Genomic DNA, 13,761 nt, shown 5'->3' with positions numbered 1-13,761 from the left:
CGGGGCAGGGCGTGGACTGCCCTGGCGGGCGCGCGCGAGGCGGCCATTCCCGCCAGGCGCTTCGGCAATGCCGAAGAGTTCGCGCGCCATCTGCGCCTTCCTGTGCAGCGTGCATGCGGGGTACGTCACGGCCAGAATGTGCTGGCCGACGGCGGCGCCTATCCCGGTACTTTCTGAGCGAGCAGGCATGACGTTCCAAGCGGATTTATTCGCCGGCAAGACGGCGCTGGTGACTGGCGCCACGCAGGGCATCGGCGCGCCGTCGCCAACCGGCTCGCCGCACTGGGGGCGCGCACGGTGGCCGCCGGCCTGCGCCCGGAGGCGGACCAGCTGGACCCGGGTATCGAGGTGCGCATCGGCGACGTGAGCCGGGCGGAGGACGTAGACCGCCTGCTGCGCGGCCTGGACGAGTTGGACATCGTGGTCAACTGCGCCGGCGTCATCCGGCGCGGGGCGGAGCACGACCCGGCGGTTTTCGAGCAGGTGGTGGCCGTCAACCTGACCGGCACGATGCGCGTATGCAGCGCCGCCCGCGAACGCCTGGCGCGGCGCGGCGGCTGCATCGTGAACACGGCTTCCATGCTGAGCTTCTTCGGCGGCTCGCTCGTGCCCGCGTATGCCGCCAGCAAAGGCGGCGTAGCGCAATTGACCAAGTCGCTGGCGCTGGCCTATGCCGCCGACGGGGTGCGCGTCAATGCCGTGGCGCCGGGCTGGATCGCCACGCCGCTGACCCAGGCGCTGCAGGACGACCCCCCAGCGCGCCGCCCCCATCCTGCAGCGCACGCCGCTGGGGCGGCTGGGGCCGGCCGGAGGACGTGGCGGAAGGCGTGGTCTTTCTGTGCACGCCCGCGGCTGCGTTCATGACCGGCGTGATCCTGCCGATCGACGGCGGCTACCTGGCGGCCTGAGGGCCGCCGCGCAACCGCCTGCGGGCGTTTGCGGGGATAATGGCGAAGCCGGCCGCCCGCGCGGCGCGGCTTCGCTTTCTCAGCCTGCCTGTCCGCCTACGCCACGCTTTCCGCCATGCAAGATTCCCAGCCCGTTGCCAGACCGCCCGCCGCGAAGGTGGCGGGAACCGCCGCTTTTTCGAAATTCATGCACGTGCTGCAGGTGGTGGCCGACACGCCCGAACCGATGACCGTGGCCGAGCTCAGCAAGGTCAGCGGCTATCCGCGTCCTACCGTCTACCGCACGGTGGCCGCCCTGGTCGCCGAGCGGCTGCTGGCCGAACATCCCGGCACCGGCAGGCTCACGCTGGGCCCTCGCCTGATCCAGCTGGCCAGCCGCAGCTGGGCGCGATCGGAAATGCGCCTGGCCGCGGTCGAAGACCTGAAGCACCTGCGGGACGCCACGGGCGAAACCGTGCACCTGGCCGTGCCCAACGGCCCGCACATGGTCTATATCGAGAAACTGGAAAGCCCCAGCGTCGTGCAGATGAATTCGCGCATCGGCACCAATGTCTGCATGCACTCGACGGCGGTGGGCAAGGCGTACCTGGCGATGCTGGACGAGGCCGCGCTCCAGGCCGCCCTGGACCTGCTGCCCCGGCCCTTTGCCCGCCACACGCCCAATACGGTGAAAGACGTGGCGGACCTGCGCAAGCAGCTGGACCGGGTGCGTGAGCGGGGCTGGGCCGCGGACGAGGAAGAGAACGAGGCCGGGATCCACTGCTTCGGCGCGCCCATCTTCGGACCCGACGGCGCGCCGGTGGCCGCCATCAGCGTCAGCACGCTGCGTTTCCGCCAGAAGCCCGACCCGGAGGCCGCCTATGTGGCGCCGCTGCTGCAAGCCTGCCGTTCCATCACGCAGCGCATCGCCGGCAGCCCCATGCTGTCGGCCCGGGACGTGCTTTAGGGCCTGTCAACGCCAAGAGAAGCCCCGCGCGGCCCCGCGTCGTTCATTCGGGCTGGATGCCCGCCTTCTCGATGATGTCGCCCCACTTCTTCGATTCGGCCTGCTGGAACTTCGCCAGTTCGTCGGGCGTGGATGTGGCGGGGTCGGTGCCGGTCTGCGCATAGAACTGTTTGGCGGGCGCGGTCTGCGTGGCTTGCACCAGCAATTCGTTCAGGCGCTCGACCACGTCGGGCGGCGTTCCGGCCGGCGCGTAGGCGGCGAACCAGTAGCCCATCTCGTAGCCCGGCACGCCGGCTTCGGCGTGGTGGGCACGTCCGGCGCCAGCGCCGACCGCGCCAGGCCGGTGACGCCCAGGGCGCGCAGTTTGCCGGATTTGACCTGGGGCAGGCCGGTGGCGGTGTCGGTGATCATCATGTCGATCTGGCCGCCCAGCAGGTCGGTGATGGCGAGCGGGTTGCTCTTGTAGGGCACGTGCAGCAGCTTGATGTCGGCCATCTGCTGCAGCAGCTCGCCGGCGATGCGGCTGCTGGAACTGCCGCTGCCGAAGCTCAGCTTGCCCGGGTTCTTGCGCGCCTGGTCCAGGAAATCGCCTACCGTCCTGGCGGGCGAGGAGGGGTTGACCACCATGATCTGCCCGCCCTTGCCCAGCAGCGTCAGCGGCGCGTAGTCCCTGACCGGATCGTAGGTGAGCGTCTTGTAGAGATGCTCGTTGGCCGCGTGGGTGGTGTTGGTGGTGATGAGGACGGTGTAGCCGTCGGGCGCGGCGCGGGCGGCGGCCGCCGCGCCTATCATCGCGCTCGCGCCCGGCTTGTTCTCGATGGACCACGGGCTGGCCGGTCTGTTCGGTCACGCCCTGGCCGATGGCGCGGCCGATCTGGTCGGTGGCGCTGCCGGCGGCGAACGGCACGATGAAGGTGATGGGCCTGGACGGGAAATCCCGTGCCTGCGCGCCCAGCGGCAGCGCGGCGGCCAGCAGGGCGGCGAGGGGGAGCTTGAGAAAAAGGCGCATGGGGTTGTCTCCGTATGTTTGTGTGTGTTGTATGCCCGGTTCAGGCGGGCGGGGGATGGTCGCCGGGAATGCCGGGCAGCCGGCGGGCGAGTTCGGCGCTGACCTGCACGGGCAGGTCCAGCAGCCGGAACGACAAGCTCTTGCCGTGGGCGTCCAGGTTCAGCGCGTTGTTGACGCCGCCGTCCAGCACGTCTTCCAGCACGAAATTCATGGCGTGCAGCAGCGGCAGCTCGTAGCGGCTCACGCGGGCCGGGCGCCGGCAGGCGAACCATTCGGCCACGCGCGCGGCCGTGACCTGTTCACGGATCACGGCGTAGCACGCTTCGTCCCAGGCGATCAGGCTGAGGTTCGAGGTGTTGCCCTTGTCGCCGGAGCGGCTGTGCGCCAGGCGGTAGAGCGGGACGGACAGTTGCGCGGATGGGGCGTTCATGCGCGGGTCACTCCAGGAAGGTCCAGCCGCTTTCGACGGCAGCGCGTTCAATGGTGCAGGACATCATGTACAGGCGCGGCCGCAGCGCGGTGCGCACGCCGCCGCCGCCCGCCGGGCCGCAGGTATAGAGCGCCGTGACTTCGCGCAGCACCCGTTCGGCCTGGGCGCGGTCGGGATGCTCGGCGGCCAGGCGCAGGCGCACGTCGCGCCGGCCGGAATCGGGCAGGCCGGCCAGCATCCGGCCGTCGTCGTCGCCCAGGATGCTGAGCGCACCGATGAGGTCGGCGCGCAGCTTCAGGTCCGCGCCGATGCGCCGGCGCACGATGTCGGCGGCGAGCCGCGCGCGGGCCTCGGCCTGCACGCCCGCGTAGGAGATCTCGGCTTCGGCGAGCCATCCGCCCTGGTAGCACACGTTGACCTTCAGCTCGTCGGGGCGGGCATGGCCGGTAACGCCGTGCACCGTCACGCGGTCGCCGCCCAGTTCCTCGACCCGGGCCTGGCTGAGGTCGGCCACCACGTCGGGCGTGTAGTAGCGGGCCGGATCGTGCACCTCGTAGAGCAGCTGTTCCTTGACGGTGCGCGCGTTCACCGCGCCGCCGGTGCCGTCGGCCTTGAAGACCGAAAACCCGCCGTCGGCGTCGATTTCGGCGATGGGGAAGCCCGCCCGATGCACGTCGGGCACTTCCTTCAGGCCGGGCACGCAAAAATAGCCGCCGGTGACCTGCAGCCCGCATTCGAGCAGGTGCCCGGCGATGGTGGCGCGGCCCAGCCTCGGCCAATCGTCCAGGCGCCAGCCGAAATGCGCCAGGGCCGGGCCCAGCGTGAGGGAGGGGTCGGCCACGCGCCCGGCCACCACCACATCGGCGCCGGCCTGCAGGGCCTGTGCGATTTCCGTGGCGCCGAGATAGGCGTTGGCGCTGACGACCTCCACGCCGTCCAGCGCCGCGCCCAGGCGCGAACGCAGCAGGGCGCGCTGCGCCTGGCCGTCCAGCGCGTCGCCGTGCACCACGGCGATGCGGGGCGGACGCAGCCCGGCCTGCCGCGCCAGCTCCGCGATGCGCCTGGCGGCGCCGCGGGGGTTGGCCGCGCCGAAATTGCTAACGATGCGGATGCCGTGCCGCAGGCAGTCGGCCAGCACGGGAGCGACCAGATCGTCGAGCAGGGGTTCATAGCCGGCGTCGGGGTTGGCGTTGCGCGCGAGCTGGGCCAGGGCGAGCGTGCGTTCGGCCAGGGTTTCGAAGATCAGCGTGCCGCCGGCGCGCGCGGCCAGCGTGCGCACCACGGCTGCGGCGCCGTCGCTGCGGTCGCCCCGAAAAGCCGCTGGCGCAGCCGACGAGCAGGGGTGTCTGGGGCATGTCGGTGTTCCACGGAGCGGCGCGCGGTCCGCGCGCGGCGGTAAGAAAGGTCTGGCTTCCGTGCCGCCGGTCCTGCCGGCGCGGAGGCGGGTTCCGGGACACTATAGGCAGCGCCGGTTCATACGTAAAATAGAAAAATCGGATCAATTAATCCAGAAAATCCATGAATCTCTCCGCCCGGCAGCTGCGCGCCTTCGTGGCGCTGGCCGAAGAACGCCATTTCACGCGGGCCGCGCAGCGCTGCCACCTGACCCAGCCCGCGTTCAGCGCGTTGATCCGCTCGCTGGAGGAAAGCGCGGGGCTGCGCCTCTTCGACCGCAGCACCCGCCACGTCGAGCTCACCGCCGAAGGGCGCGTGCTCGACGCGTCGGCGCGCCGGCTGCTGGCCGACATGGAGCTGGTCATGGGCGAGCTGCGCGACCATGCGGCGCGCCACCGGGGCAGGGTGGCGCTGGCGGCGCTGCCCTCGCTGGCCGCGGGTTGGCTGCCCGGACTGCTGGCCCGCTTCCGCGCCGGGCATCCCGGCATCGCGGTGGATCTGCGCGACGCCTTGCTGGACCCGTGCCTGGACATGGTGCGCGACGGCGTGGCGGATTTCGCGGTGGCCTCGCGCCGGCCCGACATGCAGGATCTGGACAGCGAATTCCTCTACGCCGACCGCTATTTCCTGGTGTGCCGGGCCGACCATCCGCTGGCCTCGGCGGGGCGCGCGCGGCTGCGCTACGTGGTGCGGCATCCGATGATCCAGCTCGCGCGCAACAGCAGCGTGCGCAAGCACCTGGACGCGGCGATGGGGGCGGACGCGCGCCCCGGTCGTTCGAGGTGGAGCACCTGGCCACCGTGACCGGGCTGGTGCGGGCGGGCCTGGGCGTGGCCGTGGTGCCGGCCATGACGCTGTTCCACTTCGGCGGCCCCGAGCTGCGCATTGTGCCCCTGGCGGGCCGGCCCCTGACCCGGCCGCTCTATCTGGTGCGCCGCCAGGGCACGCACGCTGCCGCTGGCGCGCAGGTCGCTGTGGGAGCTGCTGGGGCCCACCGGGGCGACATCGGCGGCGCGGGCGGGCGCGAGGGTTGAGCCGGACCGGCCCGAGCGTGGGGGGCGCATCGTGCGCATGCCGTACTTTCGCGGACGGCTATTGGTGATTAAACTTCGATAGTTGCAGCCGCAGGCTGCCCCCAATCGAGGATTCCGCCCATGAGCAAGCAGATCATCCATACCGATGCCGCGCCGGCCGCCGTCGGCCCCTACTCGCAAGCGGTAGCCGCCACCGGCGCCAAGACCGTCTACCTCTCCGGCCAGATCGGCCTGGAACCCGGCACCGGGGACCTGGTTTCCGAGAATTTCGACGCCCAGGTGCGCCAGGCATTCGCCAATATGCAGGAAGTCATCAAGGAAGCCGGCGGCACGCTGGACAACGTGGTCAAGCTCACGCTGTACCTCACCGACCTGGGCAAGTTCACCGCCGCCAACGCCATCATGGCCGAGATCATTCCGCAGCCGTTCCCGGCCCGCTCCACGGTGGGCGTGGCGAGCCTGCCCAAGGGCGCGCAGTTCGAGGTCGAAGCCATCATGGTGCTCTAGGCGCCGGGGTTCCAGGGCAACGAGGGCACGCGCTTCATGACGGCCGCGGCGTGGCTGGCGGGCAGTCTGCCGCCCGCAAACCCATGACGGATACGGAACGCAAGTTCCGGAATCTGGGGCTGGTGCTGCCCGAGGACTTCATCCTGCACCTGCCGCTGCGCTACGAGGACGAAACCCGGGTCGTGCCGATCGCCTCGCTGCGGCCCGGCGCGCCCGCCCAGGTCGAAGGCCGGATCGTCAGGTCGGAAGTGCTTTACCGGCCGCGCCGCCAACTGACGGCTACCCTGGCCGACGAAACCGGCGAGCTGCAGCTGCGCTGGCTGAACTTCTACCCCAGCCAGCAGAAACAGCTCGCGCCGGCAAGCGGCTGCGCGCGCGTGGTCGAGGTGCGGGGCGGCCTGTTCGGCCGCGAAATGGTGCGCCGAGCATGAGCAGCGCCGACACGCCGCTGCCACGGCGCTCACGCCCGTCTATCCCAGCACCGAGGGCCTGCCCCAGCCGGTATTGCGGCGCGCCATCGCGCAGGCGCTGGACGTGCCGACCTGTCCGACACGCTGCCGGGCGCGGGAACGCTACGGGCTGATGCCGTTCGAACCCGCGATCCGCGCGCTGCACACGCCCGCGCAGGGCGAACCCGAACAGGCGCTGCTCGACCGGGTGCATCCGGCCTGGCGGCGCATCAAGTTCGACGAGCTGCTGGCCCAGCAGCTGTCGCTGGCGGCGGCGCGCGCCGCCCGCCGCGTCAAGGAAGCCGAGCCGCTGCCCGCGCGCACTGCGCGGGGCGGGCTGGTGGACCGACTGTACGAAGCCCTTCCTTTCAGGCTCACCGGCGCCCAGGAGCGCGTGGTGCGCGAAATCTCGGCCGACCTGGCCAAGCCCTATCCCATGCACCGGCTGCTGCAGGGCGACGTGGGCAGCGGCAAGACCGTGGTGGCGGCCATCGCGGCGGCGCAGGCCATCGAGGCCGGCGCCCAGGTGGCCCTGATGGCGCCCACGGAAATCCTGGCCGAGCAGCATTTCCGCAAGCTGGTCGCATGGCTGCAGCCGCTGGGCGTGAACGTGGCCTGGCTCAGCGGCAGCCTGAGCGCCAAGGCGCGCCGCGAAGCGGCCGCGGCGGCGGCCGACGGCAGCGTGCAGCTCGTGGTGGGCACGCAGGCGCTGATCCAGGACCACGTCGAATTCCACCGCCTGGGCCTGTCCATCGTGGACGAGCAGCACCGCTTCGGCGTGGGCCAGCGCCTGGCGCTGACCCGCAAGGGCGAGACGGTGCGCGGGCGCATCGTGCCGCACCAGCTCAACATGAGCGCCACGCCCATTCCGCGCACCCTGGCCATGACATTCTTTGCCGACCTCGACGTGTCGGTCATCGACGAGCTTCCGCCCGGGCGCACGCCGGTGGTGACCAAGCTGGTGTCGGACGCGCGCCGCGACGAAGTGATCGCGCATGTGGCCCAGGCCGCCCGCGCCGGCCGGCAGGCCTACTGGGTCTGTCCGCTGGTCGAGGAAAGCGAGGCGCTCGAGCTGCAGACGGCGGTGGACACCTACGAAGGCATGCGGGCCGACCTGCCCGACCTGCGCATCGGCCTGGTGCACGGCCGCCTGCCGCAGAGCGAGAAGGCCGCCGTCATGCAGGCTTTCCGCGACGGCGCGATCGACCTGCTGGTGGCGACCACCGTGATCGAAGTGGGCGTGGACGTGCCCAACGCCTCGCTCATGGTGATCGAGCACGCCGAGCGTTTCGGCCTGGCCCAACTGCACCAGCTGCGCGGCCGGGTGGGGCGCGGCACGGCCGAATCGGTATGCGTGCTGCTGTACCAGACGCCGCTGTCGCAGATCGCGCGCGAGCGGCTGCGCGCCATGTTCGAGACGTCCGACGGTTTCGAGATTGCGCGGCGCGACCTGGAGCAGCGCGGACCGGGCGAGTTCCTGGGCACGCGGCAGTCGGGCATGGCCCTGCTGCGTTTCGCCGATCTTGAAACCGACGCCGCCATTGCCGAAGACGCGCGCAAGGCGGCCGGCTGGCTGCGGGCCGAACATCCCGAGGCGGTGGCGGCCCACCTGGCGCGCTGGATGCGCGGGCGCGAGGATTTCCTGCGTACATGACCATGCCTCAATTCATGCAACTTCCGGGAGCGTAGTCCCCATGACTCTCACCGAACTCAAGTACATCGTGGCGGTGGCGCGCGAGCGGCATTTCGGCCGCGCGGCCGAGGCCTGTTTCGTCAGCCAGCCCACGCTATCGGTCGCGATACGCAAGCTGGAAGACGAGCTGGGCGTGACGCTGTTCGAGCGCGGGGGCTCGGAGGTGGGCGTCACGCCCATCGGCCAGCGCATCGTGGCCCAGGCCCAGAAAGTGCTGGAGGAAAGCGCCAGCATCAAGGAGATCGCGCGCCAGGGGCACGATCCGCTGGCCGGCCCGCTGCGCGTGGGCGTCATCCACACCATCGGCCCCTACCTGCTGCCGCGCCTGGTGCCGGTGCAGATCGCCCGCACGCCCCAGATGCCGCTGCTGCTGCAGGAAAACTTCACCGTGCGGCTGGTGGAGCTGCTGCGCCAGGGCGAAATCGACTGCGCCATCATGGCCTTGCCCCTGCCGGAGGCCGGGCTGGTAATGCAGCCGCTGTACGACGAGCCCTTCGTGGTGGCGGTGCCGCACGACCACGAATTCGCCAGGCGCGAGGCCATCGACGCGCAGGACCTGAAACAGCAGACCATGCTGTTGCTGGGCAGCGGGCACTGCTTCCGCGACCAGGTGCTGGAAGTCTGTCCCGAACTCTCGCGTTTCTCGGCGGCCAGCGATGGCATCCAGCGCACCTTCGAGGGGTCGTCGCTGGAAACCATCCGGCACATGGTGGCGGCGGGCATCGGCGTGACGGTGCTGCCGGTGACGGCGGTGCCGGAGCATCCCGCGCCCAACGGCCTGTTGCGCTATCTGCCCTTCGAGGGCCAGGTGCCGGAACGGCGGGTGGTGCTGGCATGGCGCCGCAGCTTCCCGCGCCTGGCGGCCATCGAGGCGCTGGCCCAGGCGGTGTACGAGTGCGATCTGCCGGGCGTCCGGATGCTGTCCACGGAGGCCGCGGCCGAGCAAGACTAGCGCAGCCATCCCGCGGCGGATTTGCGCGGCGTCAAAAGCGCGGGCCGGCCGCGGCGGCAAGCCCGGCGTCTTGCCCGAATGTTGCATGGAGCAGTGTTATTCTTGTCGTGTTCACTCTTCCTGAAGGGAGCTGCAATGGCCAAGACGAAGAAAGAAGTTACCGTGCCCCGCATCAACATCGGCATTTCCGACAAGGACCGCGCCGCCGTGGCAGGCGAATTGTCCAAGCTGCTGGCCGATTCCTACACCCTGTACCTGATGACGCACAATTTCCACTGGAACGTCACGGGCCCGATGTTCAACGCGCTGCACCAGATGTTCATGGAACAGTACACGGAAGAATGGAACGCGCTGGACAGCATCGCCGAGCGCATTCGCGCCCTGGGCCACTACGCGCCGGGCACCTACCGCGAATACGGCAAGCTGTCGTCCATCGCCGAGCCGGACTCGGTGCCCGAGGCGCTGGAAATGGTGCGCCTGCTGGTGGCCGGCAACGAATCCGTGGCCAAGACCGCCCGCGCCGCCTTCGACAAGGCCGACGCCGCCAACGACCAGCCCACCGCCGACCTGCTCACGCAGCGGCTCGACGTGCACGAGAAAAACGCCTGGATGCTGCGCAGCCTGCTGCAGTAAGCCAGGCGCAGGCAGGGAAAAACCGGCGCGCCCTTGCGGGCGGCCGGTTTTTTTTGGGCTTGGGCCGCCGCAAGCGCGGCTCCCCGGAAGAACGCGCCCGCGGCGCGGGCGCGTTTTCTTTCTTGCCGTCGTCAGGCGGAAGCGCCTTGCAGGAAGCGGTCGAGAATGCGGCGGCTTTCGGCGACGTTGCCGTTTTTCAGGTTCTGCATCGCAAGCTCGATGTTCGCCTCGCGGTCCATGGGGCTGGCCTGGATGACGCGCTGCGCGCTGGCGATGACGTCGTCCGGGCTGGCGGCGCTGCTGCGCCGGGCCAGGAACTCGCGCTTGTGGGCGTCGGCCAGCGAGCGCTGCAGCGAGATCAGGCCCTGGTAGGTCGGGTCGATGGCCTGGATGCCGTTGATGGCTTCCTCGGCGTCGCGCAGGCGTTCTTCGCTCAGGCATTTGCGGAAGCTGCGGGCCAGCGCGCGCAGGCACTTGTCGACGTGATCGTGCGCGCTGGTGATGGCCATCGCGCCGCTTTGCGCCAGGCGGTTGTAGACCTGCGCGGCGGCGCGGTAGGCGCCGAGCTGCTGCAGCTTGGCGGCCGCCAGCTGCACCGTGTCCTTCTCGGCCGGCAGGCTGGAGGCGGCCAGGCGCTCCCAGCATTCGATCGCGGCGCGCGTCTGGCCTTGCGCCTGCAGCTGCTTGGCGGCGCGCTGTACGTAGCGGGGATCGACGGGCGACAGCGCGGCCAGGCGGCCGAGCAGGGCCACCGTTTCGCTGCTGTTGCGGTATTCCGGGTAGCTCTCGTAGGCCTTGAGCAGGCGGCGGTAGGCCTGGTTGATCTGCTCGCCGTGGTTTTCTTCGTCGCTGGATTGCGGCAGCGATTGCAGGGCGTAGAAGGCGCTCAGCGAAGGCAGCAGCGCGCCGATGCGGCCGGTGCGCTTCACTTCGCGCGCGGCCCGCTTGAGCACGGCCGCGCGCGCGGCTTCCAGGTGCCCGGCGTTGACAGAGGGCGTGCGCGACAGCGCATTGACCATGTTGGCGGCGTCCGCCAGCGGGGTGGTGCTGCGGGTGGCGAAGCGCAGCGAGCGCTCGGCGTCGCTGGCCGCATAGCGCGCGAACGCTTCCTCGGCCTGCTTGTTCTGGCCCAGGCGCGAATAGATGCGGCCCAGCAGCAGGGCGGTCTTCTCGTCGCTTTCCTTGTCCAGCGATTCGGCGGCCCAGTCGCGCGCGCTGGCGTAATCGCCCACCTTCATGGCGCCTTCGGCCGCCTGGCGCAGGATGTGCGCGCTGCGGTTGCTGTCGATGGACAGCGCCATGGTCCAGGCGTCCAGGATGTCGTCGGTCTGCTCCAGCGCGCTGACCGCGCGGGCGCGCAGCACGTAGGCGGTGGGGCTGCCGCCCTTGAGCTCCAGCGCGCGGTTGGTGAGCAGCAGGGCGTTGTCCCACTCCAGCTCTCTGGCGGCGGACTTGGCGCGTTCGATGCACTGCTTCCAGTCCAGCGGCTCGGCGCCGTGGCCCGCTGGCAGGCTGGCGTCCGTGCCCAGCAGCTTGTCGCAGATGGCGCGGCCCACGAGCTTGGCGAAGGCGGGAGTGTAATGCGCGGTATCGCGGCCTTCTTCGGGCATGCCGCGGCTCTGGCCGAAGTGGGCGAGCAGCACGCCGGGCTCCACCGTCTCGATGCCCAGGGTCTGGGCCGCGAGTTTCACCGTTTCCACCATCTGGGCGCGGTCGGCAATGGGCTGGCCGGCGGCATTCATGGCGTTGCAGTGGGTGACCAGCACGAAGGAGCGGCCCAGCAATTGCTGGATCACCTTCAGGTCGTCGAGGATTTCCTGGGCGTTCTGCACGTGCAGCACGGTGTTCAGCAGCGCGCGGCTGGCCGCGGGCGGCACGTGCGCGAAGCTGGGCGCCGCTTCCAGGGCCTCGCGGCGGCGCTCGAGCGCATCGCGGCCGGAATGCTCGAAGAAGATCTTCAGCAGCTCGGGGCAGAAGTTCAGCGCTTCCTTGAAGCGCACGAGCTGCAGGTAGACGCCGTCCAGCTCCAGCACCTTGGTGGAGCTGATTTCCACAACGTAGCGCAGGTCGGAGGGCAGCGCGTGCGCGGGATTCGATTCGCGCACAGGTTCGCTGGAAAGGAAGGACCACACGCCCTCGGGCAGCGAAACCTCGCCGCGCATGTAGCGGATGGCCTGGATGGTTTCCTTGGTGTTGTGGGTGAAACCATACAGCAGACGATTATCCAGCACGAAATTGCGTTGCGCCTGAAGCTTGGTCATCGGGCCGGCGACGCGGCACGATCCTATCGTGGAAATAATCACGGTTCAATACTCCTTCATTACATCAGGGCGAAAAGATACCGGAAGCGCGAGTATCGAAAACCCGGCCGGAGTGAGTGTGAGTAACGGACATCCCGGCGCCCAAGGGGCGGGGACGGTTATATATGGATTGGCGAGAAGCAATATAAAAACAACTGTTTCAAAATCGCGGCTGGATTATTCAAAAAACCCGGTCTCGAACGTCATGGGGTTTTCAGGCGCATCAGCCTGGGCTCGGCCCGGCGCACGCCCGGGCTGGCCGGCTGCGGCTGAGCCGCCTGGGTCATGAACTCGTCCAGGGCCTGCTCCAGGGGCGGATACTGGCGCTGGACGCGCTCGCGCGCGCGCTTGCCCATGGCATGCAGCCGGGCCGGTTCGCCCAGCGCCTCCAGCAGCCGGGCCGCCACTTCGGAGGCCGATTGCGAATAATCCACCTGCAGGCCGTCGTGGCCGGTTTCGATCAGTTCGGAATAAGCGGGACTCAATCCGGCTGCCGGGCAGATGCCGTGCGCCATGCATTCGAGCAGCGCCGCGGTGGCGGGCAGGGGCGGCATTTCTCCCTGCGCGGGAATATAAGGAAATAGCGCCAGGTCGATATGCGACAGCAATTGCTCGCGCGAGGGCAGATCGGTGATTTCGGAGACGAAAACCATTTGCTCCTCGTGCAGGCCGATCGAGACGGCGTGCCGATGCATCGCCGCCGCGGCGCGTCCGCCGCTCAGCGCGAGGAACACGACGTTCGGAAACCGCAGGGCGATTTCCGCGTACACGTCGATGATGCGGCGCGCCAGCGCCGGGTCGGGGGCATCCTCGGTCAGGGCGATCACCACCTTGTTTTCCAGCGCCGCGAGCGCCGCGTCCACCTCGGGAGCGGCCGCCTTGCGGGCGGGGCCGGCGGGCAGCGGCAGCGGGGGCAGGATGACGGCATCGCGGGTCGCGGGCAGGAGCTGGTTGGCGGCTTCGTGCATGGCCTGGGAGCCGAGCGCGATCAGGTCGGCGTTGGCCAGGGCTTCGCCGACCAGCTTGAGTTCCAGGCGGCCCCGCTCCGAGAGCTTCTGGCGCGCGGCGGGCTTCTGGAAGTACTCCAGCCCCAGCATGACCAGTCCGTAGGGCACGCGCAGCGACTGCGCGGCCCGGTCGGCGGCCAGGGCGCAGCGGATGCTGTTCCAGGCCAGCACCGCGCGGGGGGCGGCCGGAAACGGTGGCGGCCAGCACGGCGTCGGCCAGAGTCTGCGCCGCATCCTCGATGGCTTGCGTGTGGCCCGGACTGCTCTGGATGGCCTGGTACACCACGCCGTCCAGCGTGACGCCGCTTTGATGCAGCTCGGCGTGCGCGGCGGCGTCGGCGCGCATGGCTTCGTCCTGCGCCAGGCAGATCACGCGCACCGCGCCGTAGCGCTTGCGCAGCAGCACGGCATGGCGGTGCAGCGCATTGCTCGCGGCCGTGCGGCCGTGCAGCAGGGTGATCGGCGAGACGATGACGATCGGCCCGTCGGCCGGAGCCT

The 13,761-nt window shown here is 69.9% G+C and carries 8 protein-coding genes and 6 pseudogenes; 9 read left to right on the top strand and 5 right to left on the bottom strand.

From position 1 onward, the window contains the following. From AD428_RS27545 to AD428_RS06160, 3 genes and pseudogenes are all read left to right on the top strand, one after another. Positions 1 to 177: pseudogene (locus tag AD428_RS27545) on the top strand (SDR family oxidoreductase); the annotation flags it as partial. A gap of 10 nt (positions 178 to 187) precedes the next feature. Next, positions 188 to 908: pseudogene (locus AD428_RS06165) on the top strand (SDR family NAD(P)-dependent oxidoreductase). A 187-nt stretch (positions 909 to 1,095) separates the two neighbouring features. Further along, the gene (locus AD428_RS06160; protein WP_235489274.1) at positions 1,096 to 1,854 is read left to right on the top strand and encodes an IclR family transcriptional regulator; all 759 of its coding nucleotides are present in this window, start codon (positions 1,096 to 1,098) and stop codon (positions 1,852 to 1,854) included. Between the two features lie 43 nt (positions 1,855 to 1,897). On the opposite strand, the pseudogene AD428_RS06155 reads toward AD428_RS06160, so the two are convergent. From AD428_RS06155 to AD428_RS06145, 3 genes and pseudogenes are all read right to left on the bottom strand, one after another. Beyond that, positions 1,898 to 2,863: pseudogene (locus AD428_RS06155) on the bottom strand (Bug family tripartite tricarboxylate transporter substrate binding protein). A 40-nt stretch (positions 2,864 to 2,903) separates the two neighbouring features. Then, positions 2,904 to 3,293, bottom strand: a complete 390-nt coding sequence (locus AD428_RS06150; RefSeq protein ID WP_053244550.1) for an AtuA-related protein — start codon at positions 3,291 to 3,293, stop codon at positions 2,904 to 2,906. A 7-nt stretch (positions 3,294 to 3,300) separates the two neighbouring features. After that, positions 3,301 to 4,648 (bottom strand): annotated as a pseudogene (locus AD428_RS06145) (acyclic terpene utilization AtuA family protein). Positions 4,649 to 4,811: 163 nt separating this feature from the next. Between AD428_RS06145 and AD428_RS06140 the strand changes: the two are divergent. The 5 genes and pseudogenes from AD428_RS06140 to AD428_RS06120 all read left to right on the top strand — a co-directional run bounded on the left by AD428_RS06140 (position 4,812) and on the right by AD428_RS06120 (position 9,956). After that, a pseudogene (locus AD428_RS06140) lies at positions 4,812 to 5,722 on the top strand (LysR family transcriptional regulator). A 120-nt stretch (positions 5,723 to 5,842) separates the two neighbouring features. Beyond that, positions 5,843 to 6,229, top strand: coding sequence for a Rid family detoxifying hydrolase (locus AD428_RS06135; RefSeq protein WP_053244549.1), 387 nt, complete (start codon positions 5,843 to 5,845; stop codon positions 6,227 to 6,229). An 83-nt stretch (positions 6,230 to 6,312) separates the two neighbouring features. Then, positions 6,313 to 8,332: pseudogene (gene recG / locus AD428_RS06130) on the top strand (ATP-dependent DNA helicase RecG). Positions 8,333 to 8,372: 40 nt separating this feature from the next. Further along, positions 8,373 to 9,323: a LysR substrate-binding domain-containing protein gene (locus tag AD428_RS06125; RefSeq protein ID WP_053244548.1), complete on the top strand. Its 951-nt coding sequence runs from the start codon at positions 8,373 to 8,375 to the stop codon at positions 9,321 to 9,323. Positions 9,324 to 9,458: 135 nt separating this feature from the next. After that, complete coding sequence (locus AD428_RS06120; RefSeq protein ID WP_053244547.1) at positions 9,459 to 9,956, top strand: Dps family protein; 498 nt, start codon at positions 9,459 to 9,461, stop codon at positions 9,954 to 9,956. A gap of 131 nt (positions 9,957 to 10,087) precedes the next feature. Here the strand turns inward: AD428_RS06120 and AD428_RS06115 are convergent, their stop codons facing one another. Further along, on the bottom strand, positions 10,088 to 12,259 hold the full coding sequence (locus AD428_RS06115) for a capsular biosynthesis protein (RefSeq protein WP_053244546.1): 2,172 nt from the start codon (positions 12,257 to 12,259) through the stop codon (positions 10,088 to 10,090). 200 nt (positions 12,260 to 12,459) lie between these two features. Beyond that, the gene (locus AD428_RS06110; protein ID WP_053244545.1) at positions 12,460 to 13,434 is read right to left on the bottom strand and encodes a glycosyltransferase; all 975 of its coding nucleotides are present in this window, start codon (positions 13,432 to 13,434) and stop codon (positions 12,460 to 12,462) included. Between AD428_RS06110 and AD428_RS26705 the strand changes: the two genes are divergently transcribed. Next, positions 13,415 to 13,761 (top strand): hypothetical protein (locus AD428_RS26705; RefSeq protein WP_160318551.1); only part of this gene is annotated, 347 nt, incomplete at its 3' end. The genes AD428_RS06110 and AD428_RS26705 overlap by 20 nt on opposite strands.

The organism is Achromobacter sp. DMS1 (genome assembly GCF_001270295.1).
Note: the sequence above shows the minus strand (reverse complement) of the source record. Positions and strands in the feature narration are given on the sequence as shown.

Bases quoted from the DNA above. Each gene is read 5' to 3' on its own strand.
- AD428_RS06160 (WP_235489274.1), top strand. From the start codon at position 1,096: ATGCACGTGCTGCAGGTGGTGGCCGACACGCCCGAACCGATGACCGTG.
- AD428_RS06150 (WP_053244550.1), bottom strand. From the start codon at position 3,293: ATGAACGCCCCATCCGCGCAACTGTCCGTCCCGCTCTACCGCCTGGCG.
- AD428_RS06135 (WP_053244549.1), top strand. From the start codon at position 5,843: ATGAGCAAGCAGATCATCCATACCGATGCCGCGCCGGCCGCCGTCGGC.
- AD428_RS06125 (WP_053244548.1), top strand. From the start codon at position 8,373: ATGACTCTCACCGAACTCAAGTACATCGTGGCGGTGGCGCGCGAGCGG.
- AD428_RS06120 (WP_053244547.1), top strand. From the start codon at position 9,459: ATGGCCAAGACGAAGAAAGAAGTTACCGTGCCCCGCATCAACATCGGC.